At 30.6% G+C, this 18,615-nt stretch carries 19 protein-coding genes; 16 read left to right on the top strand and 3 right to left on the bottom strand.

The genetic code is table 11. The features are described from left to right. Positions 1-75: 75 nt before the first annotated feature. The 4 genes from JX287_RS08375 to fic all read left to right on the top strand — a co-directional run bounded on the left by JX287_RS08375 (position 76) and on the right by fic (position 1,946). Positions 76-348 (top strand): HU family DNA-binding protein, encoded by a 273-nt coding sequence (locus JX287_RS08375; RefSeq protein WP_003144688.1) that lies wholly within the window; start codon positions 76-78, stop codon positions 346-348. A 70-nt stretch (positions 349-418) separates the two neighbouring features. Further along, positions 419-979, top strand: coding sequence for a GTP cyclohydrolase I FolE (folE, locus tag JX287_RS08370; RefSeq protein ID WP_204644422.1), 561 nt, complete (start codon positions 419-421; stop codon positions 977-979). A gap of 18 nt (positions 980-997) precedes the next feature. Further along, positions 998-1,201 carry a trp RNA-binding attenuation protein MtrB gene (gene mtrB / locus JX287_RS08365; protein WP_003146887.1) on the top strand — a complete coding sequence of 68 codons (204 nt, stop codon included), beginning with the start codon at positions 998-1,000 and terminating at the stop codon, positions 1,199-1,201. A gap of 136 nt (positions 1,202-1,337) precedes the next feature. Continuing rightward, positions 1,338-1,946 (top strand): protein adenylyltransferase Fic, encoded by a 609-nt coding sequence (gene fic, locus JX287_RS08360; RefSeq protein WP_204644421.1) that lies wholly within the window; start codon positions 1,338-1,340, stop codon positions 1,944-1,946. 51 nt (positions 1,947-1,997) lie between these two features. Here fic and JX287_RS08355 read toward each other — a convergent pair whose 3' ends face one another. Continuing rightward, on the bottom strand, positions 1,998-3,359 hold the full coding sequence (locus JX287_RS08355) for an NAD(P)/FAD-dependent oxidoreductase (RefSeq protein ID WP_204644420.1): 1,362 nt from the start codon (positions 3,357-3,359) through the stop codon (positions 1,998-2,000). Positions 3,360-3,704: 345 nt separating this feature from the next. Here JX287_RS08355 and JX287_RS08350 point away from each other — a divergent pair, with 345 nt between their 5' ends. The 3 genes from JX287_RS08350 to trxA all read left to right on the top strand — a co-directional run bounded on the left by JX287_RS08350 (position 3,705) and on the right by trxA (position 5,979). After that, positions 3,705-3,977, top strand: coding sequence for a co-chaperone GroES (locus JX287_RS08350; RefSeq protein ID WP_204644419.1), 273 nt, complete (start codon positions 3,705-3,707; stop codon positions 3,975-3,977). Between the two features lie 8 nt (positions 3,978-3,985). Next, on the top strand, positions 3,986-5,590 hold the full coding sequence (gene groL / locus JX287_RS08345; protein ID WP_204644418.1) for a chaperonin GroEL: 1,605 nt from the start codon (positions 3,986-3,988) through the stop codon (positions 5,588-5,590). A gap of 83 nt (positions 5,591-5,673) precedes the next feature. Further along, complete coding sequence (gene trxA / locus JX287_RS08340) at positions 5,674-5,979, top strand: thioredoxin (protein ID WP_048802943.1); 306 nt, start codon at positions 5,674-5,676, stop codon at positions 5,977-5,979. Positions 5,980-6,084: 105 nt separating this feature from the next. On the opposite strand, the gene glnA is transcribed toward trxA, so the two are convergent. Then, positions 6,085-7,422 carry a type I glutamate--ammonia ligase gene (glnA, locus tag JX287_RS08335; protein WP_204644417.1) on the bottom strand — a complete coding sequence of 446 codons (1,338 nt, stop codon included), beginning with the start codon at positions 7,420-7,422 and terminating at the stop codon, positions 6,085-6,087. 47 nt (positions 7,423-7,469) lie between these two features. Continuing rightward, the gene (locus tag JX287_RS08330) at positions 7,470-7,853 is read right to left on the bottom strand and encodes a MerR family transcriptional regulator (RefSeq protein WP_204644416.1); all 384 of its coding nucleotides are present in this window, start codon (positions 7,851-7,853) and stop codon (positions 7,470-7,472) included. Positions 7,854-8,083: 230 nt separating this feature from the next. Here JX287_RS08330 and JX287_RS08325 point away from each other — a divergent pair, with 230 nt between their 5' ends. The 9 genes from JX287_RS08325 (at position 8,084) to brnQ (ending at position 18,584) form a co-directional block, all read left to right on the top strand. Continuing rightward, positions 8,084-8,266, top strand: coding sequence for a hypothetical protein (locus tag JX287_RS08325; RefSeq protein WP_204644415.1), 183 nt, complete (start codon positions 8,084-8,086; stop codon positions 8,264-8,266). A 32-nt stretch (positions 8,267-8,298) separates the two neighbouring features. Then, positions 8,299-9,933 (top strand): putative polysaccharide biosynthesis protein, encoded by a 1,635-nt coding sequence (locus tag JX287_RS08320; RefSeq protein WP_239650378.1) that lies wholly within the window; start codon positions 8,299-8,301, stop codon positions 9,931-9,933. Then, a complete protein-coding gene (locus tag JX287_RS08315; protein ID WP_204644413.1) occupies positions 9,930-10,637 on the top strand; it encodes a pseudouridine synthase in 708 nt (235 codons plus the stop codon). Before JX287_RS08320 ends, JX287_RS08315 begins: the two co-directional genes overlap by 4 nt. A 14-nt stretch (positions 10,638-10,651) precedes the next feature. After that, positions 10,652-12,049, top strand: coding sequence for a dipeptidase PepV (gene pepV, locus JX287_RS08310; RefSeq protein ID WP_204644412.1), 1,398 nt, complete (start codon positions 10,652-10,654; stop codon positions 12,047-12,049). Between the two features lie 200 nt (positions 12,050-12,249). Further along, entirely contained in the window at positions 12,250-13,062 is an 813-nt protein-coding gene (locus JX287_RS08305) for a phosphotransferase family protein (RefSeq protein ID WP_239650377.1), read from the top strand. Between the two features lie 219 nt (positions 13,063-13,281). Then, positions 13,282-14,049, top strand: coding sequence for a TIGR01457 family HAD-type hydrolase (locus tag JX287_RS08300; protein WP_204644411.1), 768 nt, complete (start codon positions 13,282-13,284; stop codon positions 14,047-14,049). Positions 14,050-14,063: 14 nt separating this feature from the next. Beyond that, complete coding sequence (map, locus tag JX287_RS08295; protein WP_048802418.1) at positions 14,064-14,825, top strand: type I methionyl aminopeptidase; 762 nt, start codon at positions 14,064-14,066, stop codon at positions 14,823-14,825. 77 nt (positions 14,826-14,902) lie between these two features. Then, positions 14,903-16,954, top strand: coding sequence for a type I DNA topoisomerase (topA, locus tag JX287_RS08290; RefSeq protein ID WP_204644410.1), 2,052 nt, complete (start codon positions 14,903-14,905; stop codon positions 16,952-16,954). A 295-nt stretch (positions 16,955-17,249) separates the two neighbouring features. Further along, positions 17,250-18,584, top strand: a complete 1,335-nt coding sequence (gene brnQ, locus JX287_RS08285; RefSeq protein WP_204644409.1) for a branched-chain amino acid transport system II carrier protein — start codon at positions 17,250-17,252, stop codon at positions 18,582-18,584. Positions 18,585-18,615: the final 31 nt, after the last annotated feature.

Raw genomic sequence — 18,615 nt, 5'->3', positions numbered from 1 at the left:
TATTAGCGATTTATATGGTAATATTTAATAAGTGAAACGGTAGAACCGTTACTCAATAATGGAGGTAAAGAATTAATGAATAAATCAGAATTAATTTCAAAAGTTGCTGAGAAATCAGGACTACAAAAAAAACAAGCAACTGCTGCTATCGAAGCATTCGTAGAAACAGTTGAAGAAACTTTAGCTAAAGGTGAAAAAATCCAAATTATCGGATTTGGTAACTTTGAAGTTAGAGAAAGAGCTGCTCGTAAAGGGCGTAACCCTCAAACTAACGAAGTTATCGAAATCGCTGCAAGCAAAGTTCCTGCTTTCAAAGCTGGTAAAGCTCTTAAAGACGCAGTTAAATAATAACAATTTAATTCAAAAAAGAGGAGTTACTACTTAGTAGCTCTTTTTTTTATAAAAATGGAGGATAGTTTTGAAAAATAAAGAACAATCACAAGAACTTATAAAAACATTATTAGAAAATATTGGTGAAGATACATCAAGACCAGGATTACTAGATACACCAAAAAGATGTGTGAAAATGTATGAAGAGTTATTATCTAAAACGAATGTAGATCCAAAAGAAGAGATAAATACATTTTTTGAATCAGATAATGATGAACCTATTTTAGTAAAAGATATTCAGTTTTATTCATTATGTGAGCATCATATGTTACCTTTTTATGGTGTGTGTCACATCGCATATGTCCCAAATAATAAAAAGATTACAGGACTTAGTAAGCTAGCGCGTTTAGTTGAGAGTGCTAGTCGTAGACTACAAATTCAAGAAGATATGACGCTTATGTTAGTAAACGCAATTGAAGAACAATTGCAACCAAAAGGTGTGTATGTAATTATTGAAGCGGAGCATATGTGTATGGCCATGCGTGGAATCAAGAAAATTGGATCAAAAACAGTAACTAGTAAAAAAACTGGTATTTTCTTAGAAAATACGGAATTAGTAAAAGACATTCAATATAAAATCAAGTTATAGTATTAACAGGAGTAGATTATGAAAGAAAGTAGTTATATTATTATTAGAGCTGAAGTAGATAATGTAAAAGTTATTACTAAGAAGACCAATAATGAAGAAGCTTTAGAAATATTAAATAAGGGAGAAGTTATAATTCTAAATATTTTTGATAATATCGTAAACTTTAAAGTACAAGGAAGAGCGAGAATAGTATCAAATTTAGATCAAGTAATTTCAGAATAAATAATAAACCTACACAGGCAAAAAGGAGCTTGTGTAGGTTTTTTTGTAAAAATATAGTGAAATTGTTGTAAAGAGAAGTAATGTTATATATAATAGATTATGATAATGTTGAAAATATATTTTAGAAAGGAGAACTATGGTACTTGAAAATAAGCTTTGTATAACAGAAAGTTCAGTTTTAGCACGTAAAGAAGAACGCCTTAGTAAGAAAAAGGCGATTAAATTATTTACAGATGAGTTACTAAAAAACAAAGAAGTAGGTAAGTTCTCTACCTTAGCCTTTATACATCAATATTTATTTGAAGAAATTTATGATTTTGCAGGAAAAGTAAGAAATGTTAATATAGCAAAAGGGAATTTTCGTTTTGCACCGGTTATGTTTTTAGAGTCGTCTTTAAAGCATATTGATCAAATGCCACAAGGAACTTTTGAAGAGATAGTAGAAAAATATGTTGAAATGAATATCGCACATCCATTTCGTGAAAGTAATGGCCGAGTTACACGTTTATGGTTAGATCATATACTAAAAAATCAAATTCAAAAAGTAATTGATTGGGATAAAATAAATAAAGAGGATTATTTATTAGCAATGCAGCGAAGTCCAATTAGAGATATAGAAATTAAACATATATTAAGAGAGGCTCTTATAAGTGAAATTGACGATAGGGAGATTTATATGAAGGGGCTTTATGCAAGTTATTATTATGAAGGTTACATAGTTTATAATTCTAAAGATTTATTTTAAAACCAGAATAAAAAGTTCGCAGAAATTTTTCTGCGAACTTTTTTCATTATACTAGAATAGTAATTTATCTGCTCCACCTAGTTTGTAGTCTAGAGCTGCCATAGCAAGTACGTTAATGAAGTGCCATGGACGGTCAAATTCTGGTTGGAAGAATATATCAGCAAGTGCTAATTGTTCTAATGTCCAGTCTGATGCGATAGCTATTGATAAAGCTGCGATAGCACTAGAAACGTCATGTTTAGACATGAATTGAGCTCCTAGAACTCTGTGAGTATCTTCATCGTAGTAGATTTTCATATGAACTAGATTGTTTTCTTTTCTCATGAAATCAGGGTAGATTCTTTCTTCTACATATTTAGAAGCTACTTTACCACCGTATAAGCAAATACCGTTTTGAGATAATCCAGTACTTACAAATTTGTAATCAAAGAATGATAATGCAGAAGTACCGTTTACTGCAGGCATTTTAGTTTTTGTACCCATAGCGTTTAATGCAGCAACTACACCTTGACGACGAGCTAAAGTAGCAAGAGCTATTGGTAATTCTCCACGAGTTGGAGCATATGGAAGTAAAGTAGAGTCTCCTCCAGCGTATACATCTTGTGCAGATGTTTCTAAGTATTCGTTAGTAACAACAAAACCACGTTCTGTCATTTCTAATTCTCCATTTAACCATGAAGCATCTGGACGAACACCAACAGAAACGATTACTGTATCTGCTTCGTATTCACCTTGATCAGTTACTACAGATGTAACTTTTCCGTTTTCACCTTTGAATGAAAGAACTTTTTCTCCACCACGAACTTTAAGGTTGTGTTTAGCACCTTCTTCAGTAAGGATGTCTGTTAATTCTTGGTCTAAATATGTATTTAAGATTCTTGGTGCGAAGTCAACGATTGTTACATCGATACCGTGTTTTGCATAAGATTCTGCAACTTCAAGACCTATATATCCACCACCAACTACAACAGCTTTTTTACTGTTTTGCATACAATCGTATACAGCTTGAGTGTCTTCTGGCCCACGGAAAGTGTGGATATTTTCTAACTCAATTCCTTCGAATGGAGGTTTAACGGCAACCCCACCAGGACTTAATAATAATTTATCGTAAGATTGTTTTTCTTCACCAGCCGGTGTTTTAACAACAACATATTTTTCTTTTGAGTTTAATCCTACAACATCGCTATTGCAGTGGATGTTAATACCTTGTGAACGGTAAGACTCCTCTGTTGCAAAGTGTAGTTCAGATAACGCTTTAGATGTCCCATCTAAATAAGATTGGCTACCTCAGCCCATAAATGATGCCCCAGCGCCTCTTTCGTATAAGTGAATTTCAGCGTTAGGTTCGTTTTTTAAAATAGTTTGAACAGCTTCATAACCGAAGTGAGATGTTCCAACAACTACATATTTCATATATTTTCCTCCTGATTAATATTTTTTAATATTTGAATTTTTCTCGTATAATTACTATCATATTATTATACAAACAGCATTATAACATATATTGCTAAAATATAAAAATAATATGTTTGAAAAAATGATAAGAAGAGCGTTGTTATCGTTTTATTAGGTGAGAAAATATGTTCCTTATTATAAACAATTTTGTGAAATATTTATTTTTTAAAATTAGGAAAAAGATAGTTGTAGGCAATTACATAAGTATAAAATTATATGATTTGACTTTTTTTGACTTTTGTTTTATTATATATTTCAGTGTATAATATAAAGTAAGAATAAAAATAAAAAGAGGTTATTAATATGATTAAACCATTATTTGACAATGTATTATTAAAAAAAGTAGAAGAAAAAGCAACAACTAGTGGAATAGTATTAGCTTCTAAAGAAGAAACTTCTAATATCGCAGTAATAGTTGCTTTAGGAGAAAGTTGCTTATTATCAAAAGATAATGATGGCGAATTAACTGCTGGAAGCAAAGTAGTTTTTTCAGATAACTATAAAAAGGTAAGTTTCAAAAACGAAGAATACATTTTAGTTAATGAAGAAGAAGTTCTTGCGGTTATTGAAGAATAGGAGGAAACATGGTAAAAGAATTAAAATTTTCAGAAGACGCTCGTCAATCAATGAAGGTTGGTGTAGATAAACTAGCAAATGCTGTAAAAATAACATTAGGACCTAAAGGAAGAAATGTAGTATTAGATAGAAAATTTGGATCTCCGTTAATTACTAATGATGGAGTATCTATTGCCAAGGAAATAGAATTAGAAGATCCATATGAAAATATGGGAGCAAAATTAGTGGCTGAAGTTGCTAACAAAACAAATGAAATTGCTGGTGATGGTACAACTACTGCGACAATACTTGCTCAAGCAATGATAACTGAAGGTTTAAAAAATGTTACTAGTGGAGCTAATCCAATTGGAATCAGAAAAGGAATGGAAAGAGCTGTAAAAGTAGCAGTTGAACGTCTTCGTGAAATCAGTGTAACTGTGGATTCTAAAGATAAAATTGCTCAAGTAGGTGCAATCTCTGCTGCTGACGAAGAAATAGGAAAATTCATCTCAGAAGCTATGGATAAAGTGGGGAATGACGGAGTTATTACTATTGAAGAATCTCAAGGACTTGAAACTACGTTAGAAGTAGTAGAGGGGATGCAATTTGACAGAGGATATTTATCTCCTTATATGGTTAGTGATACTGAGAAAATGATTGCTGATTTAGATAATCCTTATGTCCTTGTAACGGATAAGAAAATTAATGCGGTTCAAGAAATTTTACCAGTATTAGAAGAGGTTGTCGCTGCAGCGAAGCCATTATTAATTATTGCAGATGATGTTGAACAGGAAGCTGTTGCTACACTTGTTGTAAACAAACTTCGTGGTACATTTAATGTTGTAGCTGTAAAAGCTCCAGGATTTGGTGAAAGAAGAAAAGCAATTTTAGAAGATATTGTTATTTTAACAGGTGGAACATTAATTACTGACGATTTAGGTCTTGAGCTAAAAGACGCTAATATTACAATGCTAGGTAAAGCAGCTAAGGTTAATGTTACTAAAGACAATACTGTCATTGTTGGTGGTAAAGGTGATAAAGAAAAAATTGAAAGTAGAACTCAGCAAATAAAAGCACTATATGCAGAATCAAGTTCTGAATTTGATCGTGAGAAACTACAAGAAAGACTAGCGAAGCTTTCAGGTGGTGTTGCAGTTATTAAAGTTGGTGCAGCGACAGAAACTGAATTAAAAGAAAGAAAACTTCGAATTGAAGATGCGTTAAATTCAACACGTGCCGCAGTAGAAGAAGGTATAGTTCCTGGTGGTGGAACAGCACTTGTTCAAGTTATTTCTGAAGTTGAAAAACTAGAAGCAATTGGTGATGAACAAACAGGTATTAATATAATTAAAAAAGCTCTTGAAGCTCCAGTTCGTCAAATCGCTGAAAATGCGGGATTAGAAAGTAGTGTTATCGTAGCTAAACTTAAGGAAGTTGAAGTAGGGTATGGATTTAATGCTGCTACTGAAGAATGGGTTGATATGATTAAAGCAGGTATAGTTGATCCGACAAAAGTAACTCGTTCTGCATTACAAAATGCAGCGAGTGTATCAAGTTTATTCTTATCAACAGAAGCAGTTGTTGCAGATGTATCAAAAGATGAACCTATGCAACCTCAAATGCCAATGATGTAAAATTTATAGATTAAACAGATAATTTGAATATTTTTCAATGATATTATAAAATAAAAACATAAGCAATAAAGGAGACAGAAACAATGAGAGAAATCACAGATAAAGAATTTTTTGAACTATCAAAAACTGATAGCGTAAAAGTATTTGACTTTTGGGCACCATGGTGTGGTCCATGTAAAATGTTAGCACCAGTATTAGAAGAAGTTTCTAATGAATTAACTAACATTGAATTCTACAAAGTTAATGTTGATGAAAATCAAGAGGCAGCTGGTGAATATGGAATTATGTCAATTCCAACTCTACTAATTATGAAAAATGGTGAAGTATTAGAAGAAAAAACTGGATACCAACCCAAAGAAGCATTAGTAGAATTATTATCTAAATACTAATATACAAAGAGGCTACAGAAAATATTTTCTGTAGCTATTTTTTTCTCAAGTATACTAAACAACAAGGAATAACTCAATTACGAATTATCCCTTGTTTCTTTTAAATTAATAATTTTTTAAATATTGATCAATTTCCCAGTCTGTAACTTGAGTTCTAAATGAATCCCATTCGATTGATTTTGCTTCAATAAAGTTATAGAAGATATGGTCACCAAGAGCTTCTTTCATAATAGAAGATGAAGATAGTTCTTTAAGAGCTGTGTATAATGTTGATGGTAACTCATCAATACCATTAGCAATTCTTTCCTCAGGAGTCATAACGTAAATATTACTTCTAACTTCAGCTGCAGGAACAAGTTTATTTTCTATTCCGTCTAAACCGGCTGCCAAAATAGTAGACATAGCTAAATATGGGTTAGCTGCTGGATCAACTGATCTAACTTCAACACGTGTAGATTTACCACGAGCTGCTGGGATACGGACTAATGGAGAGCGGTTAGATGTTGACCATGCAACATAACAAGGTGCTTCGTATCCTGGAACTAAACGTTTGTATGAATTTACAGTTGGATTACAAACAGCAGTAAAACTACGAGCGTTTTTTAAAATTCCTGCAATAAAGTGCGAAGCCACTTCGCTTAATCCATTCTCACTATTTTCGTCGTAAAAGCTGTTTTCACCGTTGCTAAACATAGAAACATTGCAGTGCATACCTGAACCGTTAATACCGAAGATAGGTTTTGGCATGAATGTAGCATGAAGTCCATGTTTACGGGCGATAGTTTTTACGATTAATTTGAAAGTTTGAATGTTATCACAAGCTGAAATTACATCATCATATTTAAAGTCGATTTCATGCTGTCCAGGTGCAACTTCGTGGTGACTCGCTTCAATATCAAAACCAAGACGCTCTAACTCAAGCACGATATCACGACGAACATTTTCTCCTAAATCAACTGGAGCAAGGTCAAAATATCCACCATTATCATTTAATTCTAAACTAGGTTCACCATTTTCTTTAAGTCTGAATAAGAAAAATTCTGGTTCTGGTCCAAGGTTTAAAGTATCAAAACCAAGTTTTTTCATTCTTTCAAGAGTTCGTTTTAAATTACCACGAGGATCTCCGGCAAATGGTTTTCCGTCAACTGTGTATACATCACAGATGAAACGCGCAACTTTTCCGTACTCACTATCCCATGAAAACACTAAGAATGTATTTAAGTCAGGATATAAGTACATATCACTTTCTTCAATACGAACGAAACCTTCAATTGATGAACCGTCAAACATCATTTTGTTATCTAATACTTTTTCGATTTGACTTACTGGTACTTCTACGTTTTTTATAGTTCCAGTAATATCAGTAAATTGTAATCGAATGTATTTAACATTTTCATCTTCAATTCTTTTAATAATTTCTTCTCTAGTAATAGTTTTAGCCATGTCGTCTCCTTATTATTTGAAAATATATATTGTAAAAAAATCTAACATTAAAATTTATTGTTTTTCTTGCTATAAAATCTTGATAAATCACCACGTCCAATTGAGCGTTCCCTAGGTAATCCGCTTGGTCCAGCAAATATATCATTATGGATAATTTGCCTAATTTGTGTTGTTTCAGCAGAGACATTTTTCTCATTTATAATTTCATCGATTGCTTTTAGGCTGAAGCCCTTTGTAAGTAGATCTTTAATAGTTAATAATTTATCGATGTCATTGAATGAAAAAAGTCTAGTGTTCCCTTCAGTACGTTTTGGAGTGAAGAGTTTTTTTTCTTCATAGTATCGTATTTGTCTTGCGGTAAGCTGGGTGATTTTTGTTACTACACTTATAGAAAAAACTGGAAGATTTTTTTGTAATTCTTTAAACCCCATAATAGTACCTCTCTAATCAGATTTTGTGAAATAAATATTTTATATCTATTAGTATAATAACAAAAAAAATATATAAAATAAAGTGTATGTTATAAAATCTAACATAAATACAAATATGTAAATCAAAATCACAATTTTATTGAGTTTTTTTAATTATCTATGCAAAGTGTGTTTAAAATTTTTATAAATCATGATAAAATAAGGTTATATAAAAAAGAAAGGATGATAGTATGGCGATATTTTTATCTGTTATAGTTTTTATTATTACATTTGTACTATTATTAGTTTCATACATAATGTTAGTAGCAAATAAGAAAATAAAAAAGAGACGTATGGATAAAGTATTGACATTGGTAGCGACATATAGTTTGGTTAGTGCTTTAGTATTTTGCTATCAATATTTATACTTATAATAAACAATAAAATTAAATAATTAAGTTTGGATGTGAAAATTTTGAAAAAAGATTCCTTGTTTAAAGGAACTGCGATACTTAGTATAAGTTTAATCTTGACAAAAGTTTTGGGAGCAGTGTATCTAATTCCCTTCTATCAAATTATTGGCGGAGAAGAACAGATGGCCTTGTTCAATTATGGGTATAGTTATTATGTAACTATATTAGAAGTTTCTTCAGCTGGAGCGCCTTTAGCAATTGCAAAATTAGTAGCTAAATATAATGCTTTGGGTGCTTATAGTATTAGTAATAGAATTTTTAAATTAGGTTCTTGGATGCTCTTAGTAATGGGAATAGTTGGTTTTTGTATTTTATTTTTTGGTTCTGGATATATTTCAGAACAAATATTAATAAGTAATCAACAAAAATTCACACCTCAAGAAGGAACATTAGTTCTTAAGAGTTTAAGTTTTGGTATTCCATTAGTTCTTGTTTCAGCAGGAATTAGAGGTCTATTTCAAGGTCATGAAATAATGTTACCTTCAGCATTAAGCCAATTTATAGAGCAAGTAGCTCGTATAGCGTTTATGTTAGGAGCAACATATTTTATTATGAAAATTTTAGGGTATGGAGTAGTTGAAGGGAATGTTAGTGCAACTTTTGCAGCGGCAGTAGGTGCGGTTTTTTCAGTCTTAACATTGCTCTTTTTTTATAAAAAGTATAAGAACAACTTAGATTTAAATATAGAAAAAGATGAGGTATTTATAGAGATTTCCACAAGTAAATTGCTGAAAGAATTCTTTTCTGTTTCAATTCCTTTTATATTTATTGTAGGTTTGTTTCCTATTTTAAATATAATTGATCAGCATAATTTTATACATGGAATGACTGAAATTGGAAAGGCAGATATAGTTGACGGAAGGTTTTCGGCATTACAACTCGTTAATAAGGTTGTAATGATAGCTGTAGCGATTGCTCCGGCATTTTCAGGTGCATTTTTACCTTCTATTACAAGATTATTTGCTCAAGGTGATAAAAAAAGTGTCAGTATTCAAATAAATAAAGTTATATTAGCACTTATGATGATAGTTCTCCCAGCACTAGTTGGTATGTATGTTCTTGCTGATCCATTGTATTCTACATTTTACAGTAGAAGTTTAGTTAATGCGGATTTATTAAGATTCTACTTACCATTAGCAATTTTATATTCTTTTTACAGTTTGACAAGTATTATTATGCAAGCGATAAATAGGCAATTGTTAAATCTTATCGCTATAGGTGTTGGATTGGTTGCTAAATACTTAACTATTACACCGTTTGTAGTGAGGTTTGAAACGAATGGAGTAATTTTATCATCAATAACAACTTATTTAATAATGATAAGTATTAATTTAATAATAATTAACGGTGAAGTGAAACTTAGAATTCCTGAGTTTGTGTCTAGATTGTCGATACTATTAAGTAGTTGTTTTATTATGTTTATTGCAGTCGCAGCAGTGTATGAATCGATAGTATCTAATTTCATTATCGAATCGAAACTTTCTAGTATGCTATTAATTGTTATATGTGCTGTTATAGGAGCTGCGGTCTACTTCTTTAGTATAACTAGAATGAAATTTGATAAGTATTTATTTGGTAGAACAATTACCCTGGCATCATTAAGAAATTTAAGGAGAAGAGGATTGTGAGACTAGATAAATTTATTAGTACAACGACAACATTAAGTAGAGCAGAAGCGAAAAAAATTATTAAAAAGGGAATATTAATTAATGATATCCTAGTAAAATCCCCCGATTATAAGGTTGATGAAAAAAGTGATCAGGTTATAGTGAATGGTAAAAGGTTGATTTATCAAAAATATAGTTATATAATGATGAATAAACCTAAAAATGTTGTATCAGCTACAGAAGATGCGATTGAAAAAACAGTAGTTGACATTTTAGAAGAAAAAGATCGCATAAATAAAGTATTTCCTGTTGGTAGACTAGATAAGGATACTGAAGGATTAATGTTATTGACAAATGACGGTGAGCTTACTCATAAATTGATTTCTCCAAAAAAAGATGTAGAAAAAAAATACTATGTTGAGGTATTTGGAGAGTTAAAAGAAGAGCATATAAAATTGATTAAAGATGGACTTATTATTGATGGAGGTTATAAGTGTAAAAGTGCACGCTTGGAGATAATTGAATCTTCTAAAGAAAGAAGTCGCGCATATATTTTTATAACTGAAGGGAAGTTTCATCAAGTAAAAAGAATGATGAAAGCTCTAGGAACTACAGTAACATACTTAAAGAGATTGTCTATAGGATCATTAAAATTAGATGAAAATTTAAAATTAGGTGAATATAGATATTTAACAGAAAAGGAACTAAAAAATTTAAATAAATAATGGAGGGATATATTATGAATATCAATTTTAAACAAGAGGTTCAAAATCATAAGGAGGATCTATTAAAAGATTTATTCGATTTATTAAGTGTTCGTTCAATTTTAGGAACTGATGTAACTGAGGAAACTCCTTTTGGTAGTGGTCCAAGAGAAGCATTAGATTTAATTCTATCATTTGGAGAACGTGATGGTTATAAAACTAAATTAGTAGAAAACAAAGCTGGTCATATTGAAGTTGGTGAAGGTGAAGAGTTATTTGGTATCCTTGGTCACGTCGATGTAGTGCCAGTAGTTGAAGCTGATTGGATTAGTCACCCGTTTAAACCAGAAGTTAGAGATGGGAAAATTTATGCTCGTGGATCTTTAGATGATAAAGGACCTACAATGGCTGCTTACTACGCTGTAAAACTTTTAGATAAACTGGGTGTAAAATGGAATAAACGTGTTCGTTTAATTATCGGTAGTGATGAAGAAACAGGATTTAGATGTGTTAAATCGTACTTTGAGCATGAAGAACAACCTGCAATAGGATTTACACCAGATGCTATGTTCCCTCTAGTATATGCTGAAAAAGCTCGTGTTACTTTTGATCATAAATTAATCTTTATTGATGAAGAAGGAGCTTATAACTATAAACTTGTTAATTTCAATGGAGGTCAAGTTCTTAATATGGTTATTGCGAGTTCAGAAGCTGAATTAGTTGGTGAAGCTGCTGATATTAAAGAAAAATTTGAAAAATTCTTAGCTAAAGAAAAACTTGAAGGAGAAGTAACTGTAGGAGATACAATAAAACTAACTCTAAAAGGTAAAGCGGCACACGGTTCAACACCACAATTTGGTATAAATGGAGCTACAAAATTAGCAGAATTTTTAAGTACATTAGGATTAGATGTTAATGGTAAAAACTTTGTTGATTATATAGTAGAAAAACTTGCCAACGATCCATTTGGTGAAAAATTAGGTATTAATTATTCTGATGATGAAATGGGAGCAGCAACATATAATTATGGTATTCTAAAATATGATTTAGCAGAAAAAATTGCTGTAGTATCAACTGACTGCCGTCATCCTATGAGGTTTAACTTAGTAGAAAAATTAAATGAAGTAAAAGTAGATAATATTAATATCGAAGTTACTAGTACAAAAGAAGCACACTATGTGCCAAAAGATGATGAGTTAGTTACTACTCTTATGGATGTATATAGAAAGTATACTGGAGATACTAAAAATGATGCGTTCGTTCTTGGTGGAGGAACATATGCTAGATGCTTGAAAAAAGGTGTAGCATTTGGACTTCTTTTCCCAGGTAAACAAGATACTATGCACCAAGCCAATGAATTCTTAGAAATTGAAGATTTATTATTAGCAACTGCGATTTATGCAGAAGGAATTTACAAGCTTTGCTGTGTGTAAAAATTTTATAAAAATATTTATTTAATATAATATTGTTAAAACTAAAATTAACATAAAAAACTAAATCTCAAAGATATTCTTATTGTTTTTTGTTATTAAAATTAGAATATCTTTGAAATTTTTAATTTTAATAAGAAAATAGCATCTTGAAAAAAATAGGTAAAGAATGTAAAATATAAAGTGCATTATAATTTTTAAAAATGAAAAAGAGATTGAAGAAAGGAGCAGTAGAAAAAATGTCTAAAGAATATTATCAAATGGGCTGGACTTTAGATGATACATATCAAGAAGACTATTTTTGTTCGCGAGATAATCAACGTTACTTTATTAAAAAAAATACTACTCCTATGATAGCAACTCTTTCAGCAGAGGGAATTGTTCCTAGATTAAGATGGACGAAGCGAATAAGTAATGGAGATGTATTGATTGCTCAAGATTTTGAGAATGGTAGAACATTAAATACAGAAGACATGACTGATAAGCGAATTCCCGAAATATTAAAAAAAGTTCATAGATCTACAAAATTAAAAAGAATTATGAAAGCGCAAGGGTATAATGAAGAAACAGCGGCTAGTTCTTTATATAATTTGAAATCTATAATTACAGATGAACTTCGTAAAAACAGTAATATTATTAACGCGCTTAATTATTTAGAAAATTCTATACCTGGAGATGATGTGGAGTATACACCTTGTCACACAGATTTACATAAAGATAACTGGTTATTGTCTGATCAAGGTAAGCTATTTTTAGTAGATTGGGAACATTCTATACTTTGTGATCCAGCAATTGATATTTCATTTGTTCTATACAGATATATTCCGCAAGGTGATTGGAATGAATGGTTAGAAATATATGGACAAGAACCTACATTAAAATATAGAAATAGATTAAAATGGTATATAACGTTACAGTCTGTTATTATGATAGTTTGGTATCATGAGAAAAAACAATTGTCTGAAATGAACTCATGGTTAATCTTTTTAGATAGTATATTTAACGATTTTATTTAAAGCATTAAATAGGAAAAACCTAATTAGTGCTTTTATTTTTTTTATAAACGGTGTAAAATATAAAGAGTAACATAATATGTGTTAAAATGAGTCAAAAATATAATATTAATACAGTATCTGTACTATTGAGGGATATTAGCGAATTAATATATTAAGATGGAAATCAATTTAATTTGATGATTTTACTGTTATGTTAATAGAAACTTATGGAGTAACAGCATGACTATAAAAGATTATAAATTATACCTGATAGATTTAGACGGTACTATATATAATGGAGAAAAAAAAATCAGGTATGCCAAAGAGTTTGTTGAATATTTAAATGAAAAGAATATAGACTATTTATTTTTAACAAATAATTCGACGAAAGAACCAAAAGATGTCGCTGAGCATCTTAAAAAATTTGATATAAACACATCTGAAGAACATGTATTTACTTCGAGTGATGCTACTAAAATTTATCTTGAATCTAAAGGATATAAAAATTTATATGTAATAGGAGAAGCTGGGGTAAAGAATACACTTAGTTCATTTAGCCAAAAGGATACTGAAGAAAATGTTGAAGCAGTTGTAGTAGGTCTAGATAGAAAACTTACATACGAAAAATTAGCTATTGCTACTAAAGCTATTTTAAATGGAGCAGAACTTATTGGTACTAATCCAGATACATTATTACCTACTGCACATGGTTTCGTTCCGAGTAATGGAGGACAAGTCAAATACTTGGAATATTCAACTTCTACGTCTGCTACAATTATTGGTAAGCCTAGTAATATTATTATGGAATCTGCTATTAAATTATTCAATTATAGAAAAGATGAAATAGTAATGGTAGGTGATAATTACGATACAGATATTATGTCTGGTATAAATAGTGGAATAGATACAATTCATGTTCAAACAGGTGTGACAAGCTTCGAAGAATTGAAAGAAAAAGAGAAAAAACCAACGTATTCAATAGAAAACTTATATCAATTGATTAAATAGTGAGGAGAATAAAAATGATTATAAAAACTGAAGAACAATTACAGAAAATGAAAGAAATAGGTTTCATCTGTGCAACAATCAGAGATGAAATGGTAAAAAAAGCAGTACCAGGAGTTTCAACAAAAGAACTTGATAATATTGCTAAAGAATTATTTGAAAAATATGGTGCAAAATCAGCTCCAATAACTGAGTATGATTTCCCAGGATACACATGTATTTCATTAAATTATCAAGCAGCACATGGTATTCCATCAAGTACTAAAATTTTAAAAGATGGAGATCTTCTTAATATCGATGTATCAGGATGTAAAGATGGTTACTATGCAGATACTGGTATTTCTTTTGTAGTAGGTAAAGTAGATGACCCGATGAAAGAAAAGGTCTGTGAAGTTGCTAAAGAAGCATTTTACGAAGGTATTAAACATGCTGTTGCTGGAAGAAAAATTAATCAAATTGGGAAAAATGTCCACAAAAAAATTAAAGAACATAAGTTAGAAGTAATTGAAAATTTAACAGGTCATGGTATTGGAACTTCATTACACCAAGAGCCACAACATGTTTTCAACTATTTTGATCCATGGGATAACATTATCCTAAAAGATGGTATGTGTTTAGCTGTAGAACCATTTGTATCTACAAAAGCAAAAACTGTAGGAAATTCAGATAGAGATGAATGGGAATTAGTCGCAAATGACGGTTCATATATCGCTCAATATGAACATACGATTGTTGTTCGAGATAATCAAGAACCGTTAATTTTAACAAAAATAGACTAATTTTCATTGAAAAAAGTTGACAATTTAATAAAAATGATTTAAGATACTACTTATTAAAAAGTTATGGAGAGAAGAAAATGGCAGAAAATTTAGTAATAGTCGAATCTCCTTCAAAGGCAAAAACTATTGAAAAATATCTAGGGAAAAAATACAGAGTAATATCTTCAAAAGGTCATGTAAGAGACCTACCTAAAAGTAGAATGGGGGTAGAAGTACTAGATAATGGGAATGTGGATGTTGATTATATTTCTATAAGAGGAAAAGGTGATGTAATCAAGTCTCTGAAAAAAGAGGCAAAAGGGAAAAAAGTTTTCCTAGCATCCGACCCTGATAGAGAAGGAGAGGCAATAGCATGGCATATTGCTCACATATTAGGATTAGATAATGATTCTGATAATAGAATAGTATTTAATGAAATAACAAAAGATGCAGTAAAGGATGCAATTAAACATCCAAGAAAAATTAACACGGATTTAGTTCAATCACAACAGGCGCGAAGAATATTAGACCGTCTTGTAGGTTATAATATTTCTCCAGTTCTATGGAAAAAAGTTAAACCGAAATTATCAGCTGGGCGAGTGCAAAATGCTGCATTAAAATTAATTGTAGATAGAGAAGAAGAAATACAAAAATTTATACCACAAGAATATTGGTCAATACCTATAGACTTTATTAAGAATAGAAAAGTTTTAACAGCTAATTTTTATTCATATAAAGGTGAAAAAATCAAGCTTGAAAGTAAAAAAGATGTAGAAAAAATAAGAAAAGCTATAGTAGGTGATACATTTAAAGTAATAGATGTAGCGAAAACTAAGAAAAATAGAAATGCACCTAATGTTTATATTACTTCTACTATGCAACAAGATGCTTCAAGAAAAATTAATTTTAAAACTCGTAAAACAATGAGCGTGGCTCAAGAGCTATACGAAGGAATTAATCTTAAAAAATTAGGTGGTGTTACCGGGTTAATTACATACATGAGAACAGATTCTACAAGGGTTTCAGATGAAGCGGTAAGAATGGCAAGTGATTATATTCTTAATAATTTTGGTAAAGAGTATTTAGCAACATCAATAAAATCTAGAAAGTCTAGTAAAAATGTTCAAGACGCCCATGAGGGTATTAGACCAACAAATGTTAATTTCACACCAGATTCAATTAAGGAATATCTATCAAATGATCAATACAAGCTATATAAATTGATTTGGGAAAGGTTTCTTGCGAGCAGAATGAGTGCAGCAGTTTATGAAACGAGTACTACTACTTTTGAAAATAATGAAGTTGTATATCGCGGGGCACATTCTAATCTTTTATTTAATGGGTTTTTAGCAGTGTTAAAAGAAAAAGAAAAAGTAAAACTTGCTCCAGAGTTTGAAGTTGGTGAAGATGCAAAAATTAAAGATATAAAAGAAGAACAACACTTCACGCAACCACCTGCACGATATTCAGAAGCAAAATTAATTGCTGAATTAGAAGAACTAGGTGTAGGTCGACCATCTACTTATGCGACAATAGTAGACACACTTCAAAAAAGATATTATGCTAAGTTGCAAAATAAAGTATTTACTCCAACAGAATTAGGAACATTAGTAAGCAAAATTACTGAACAGTATTTCCCTGATATTATTAATACAAAATTTACTGCAAATCTTGAAAGTCAGCTAGATGATATTGCAGAAGGTAAAGTTGGATGGGAAAAAACAATTTATAATTTCTACAGTTGTTTTAGAAAAGATGTTGAAAAAGCTGAATCAGAAATGGAAAAAGTTGAAATGAAACAAGAATTCACTGGTGAATCTTGTCCAGAATGTTCGTCTCCACTTGTATTCAAGTTAGGTAAATTTGGTAAATTTATAGCATGTTCTAATTTCCCTAACTGTAGATATACGAATACAATCCAGAAAAAAGTAGGAGTAAAATGTCCGAAATGTAAAGAGCATGATATATTAGAAAAGAAATCTAAAAAAGGAAAGCTTTTTTATGGTTGTGAAGGATTCCCGACTTGTGATTTCGTTTCATGGGATAAACCAATAAGCAGAAATTGCCCGAAATGTGATAATATTTTATTTGAGGGAAAAAAAGGTGTTCATTGTGATCACTGTGATTATAAAGAAGAAATAAAAAAATAGAATTTTCTAAAAAAAGATTTGATAAGTATTTTCAATTATCAAATCTTTTTTTATTTTGTTAATATTATAAATGACTAATATATACTTAATTCAACAAGAAAGTGTTTACAATATTGATAAATTTATGATGAAAACGCAAAATTCAAAACACTATAAATCTAAATTATCAGAAAATTTAAAACATTTTTTAAACAAAAAAGAAGATATTTTTTAAAAATATATTGACAAAAGTCTTGAAATATATTATTGTATATAACATATTAAAAATTAATTGAAAAAATTTGGAGGAGATGACATGTTGAAATTTTTAAAGAAAAATCCATATGTTTCAATCGGACTTATGTTATTTGCACTGTTCTTTGGTGCTGGTAATTTAATTTTCCCAGCATTTTTAGGACAAAACGCTGGAACAAACTTATCTACAGCGATGGTTGGATTTATTATTATGGGAGTGGGATTACCACTTCTAGGAGTTATTGTAATGGGGTATTCAGGAGCTGAAGATCTGTTAGATTTATCTAGTAGAGCAGGAAAAGGATTCGGTATAGCATTTACGACTTTATTATACTTAACAATTGGACCTTTCTTTGCAATCCCAAGAACAGGTACAACTACTTATGAATTAGGATTATCAAGCTTCGTAGCACCAGAAAATACAATGATTGCTCAAGCAATTTTTTTAGCGTTCTTTATGGGGTTAACATTATGGTTAGCAATAAGCCCTAATAAATTAGTAGATAGAATTGGTACAGTAATTACACCAGTTTTACTACTTTCAATGGTTGTTTTAATTATCGCATCTTTAGTTAAACCTATGGGTTCTGCTCAAGAAGCTACTAAAGCGTATGCTACTACTTCATTAGCATTTACAAATGGTTTAATGGAAGGATACAACACAATGGATGCACTAGCATCATTAGTATTCGGTATAATCGTAATTAACTCTGTTAAACTTTATGGAGCTAAAACTAAACAAGAAGTATTTAATAATACTGCAAAATCAGCTATTATAGCGGCAGTATTACTAGCACTAGTATATGTATTCATTTCAAATATTGGAGCTACATCTGTTTCAGTTTTAGGATTACAAAAAACTGGAGCTGGGGTATTGACTGGAGCGACAACTTATTACTTTGGTAATGTTGGTAAGTTATTACTATTTGTTATTGTATTCTTAGCTTGTTTAACAACAAGTGTTGGATTAGTAACAGCATGTTCTTCATTCTTTGTGAGATTATATGATAAAATTAGTTATAAAACTTATGCAATTGCATTAACATTATTCTCGTTTGCAGTAGGTAACTATGGTTTAGCTGCAATTATCCAAGGAGCTGTACCAGTGCTTGTATTATTATATCCATTAACAATGGTATTAATTCTACTAGGATTCTTAAATAACTTCTTTGGTGGTAAGAGGGTTGTTTATGTAGCTACTGTATTATTTACAGGGGTATTCAGTTTATATGCAACAATAACTTCAACTTTCAAACTTGCAGTACCAGCTGTGGATAATTTATTATCAAAAGTTATGTTTTTACCAGTACCTGTAGATTTTGCATGGTTAAACTTTGCATTAGTAGGATTTGTGTTAGGTATTGTTTTAACTTTCTTCGTAAAAGAAAATAAATAATTTAGTAAAGGATGATAGGAGATTAATCTTC

Origin of the sequence: Gemella haemolysans (genome assembly GCF_901873445.1) — a bacterium.
GTDB lineage: Bacteria > Bacillota > Bacilli > Staphylococcales > Gemellaceae > Gemella > Gemella haemolysans_C.
This window is presented reverse-complemented; position numbering and strand designations above follow the sequence as displayed.

Bases quoted from the DNA above. Each gene is read 5' to 3' on its own strand.
- JX287_RS08375 (WP_003144688.1), top strand. From the start codon at position 76: ATGAATAAATCAGAATTAATTTCAAAAGTTGCTGAGAAATCAGGACTA.
- mtrB (WP_003146887.1), top strand. From the start codon at position 998: ATGAAAGAAAGTAGTTATATTATTATTAGAGCTGAAGTAGATAATGTA.
- fic (WP_204644421.1), top strand. From the start codon at position 1,338: ATGGTACTTGAAAATAAGCTTTGTATAACAGAAAGTTCAGTTTTAGCA.
- JX287_RS08350 (WP_204644419.1), top strand. From the start codon at position 3,705: ATGATTAAACCATTATTTGACAATGTATTATTAAAAAAAGTAGAAGAA.
- groL (WP_204644418.1), top strand. From the start codon at position 3,986: ATGGTAAAAGAATTAAAATTTTCAGAAGACGCTCGTCAATCAATGAAG.
- trxA (WP_048802943.1), top strand. From the start codon at position 5,674: ATGAGAGAAATCACAGATAAAGAATTTTTTGAACTATCAAAAACTGAT.
- glnA (WP_204644417.1), bottom strand. From the start codon at position 7,422: ATGGCTAAAACTATTACTAGAGAAGAAATTATTAAAAGAATTGAAGAT.
- JX287_RS08330 (WP_204644416.1), bottom strand. From the start codon at position 7,853: ATGGGGTTTAAAGAATTACAAAAAAATCTTCCAGTTTTTTCTATAAGT.
- JX287_RS08325 (WP_204644415.1), top strand. From the start codon at position 8,084: ATGGCGATATTTTTATCTGTTATAGTTTTTATTATTACATTTGTACTA.
- pepV (WP_204644412.1), top strand. From the start codon at position 10,652: ATGAATATCAATTTTAAACAAGAGGTTCAAAATCATAAGGAGGATCTA.
- JX287_RS08305 (WP_239650377.1), top strand. From the start codon at position 12,250: ATGAAAAAGAGATTGAAGAAAGGAGCAGTAGAAAAAATGTCTAAAGAA.
- JX287_RS08300 (WP_204644411.1), top strand. From the start codon at position 13,282: ATGACTATAAAAGATTATAAATTATACCTGATAGATTTAGACGGTACT.
- map (WP_048802418.1), top strand. From the start codon at position 14,064: ATGATTATAAAAACTGAAGAACAATTACAGAAAATGAAAGAAATAGGT.
- topA (WP_204644410.1), top strand. From the start codon at position 14,903: ATGGCAGAAAATTTAGTAATAGTCGAATCTCCTTCAAAGGCAAAAACT.
- brnQ (WP_204644409.1), top strand. From the start codon at position 17,250: ATGTTGAAATTTTTAAAGAAAAATCCATATGTTTCAATCGGACTTATG.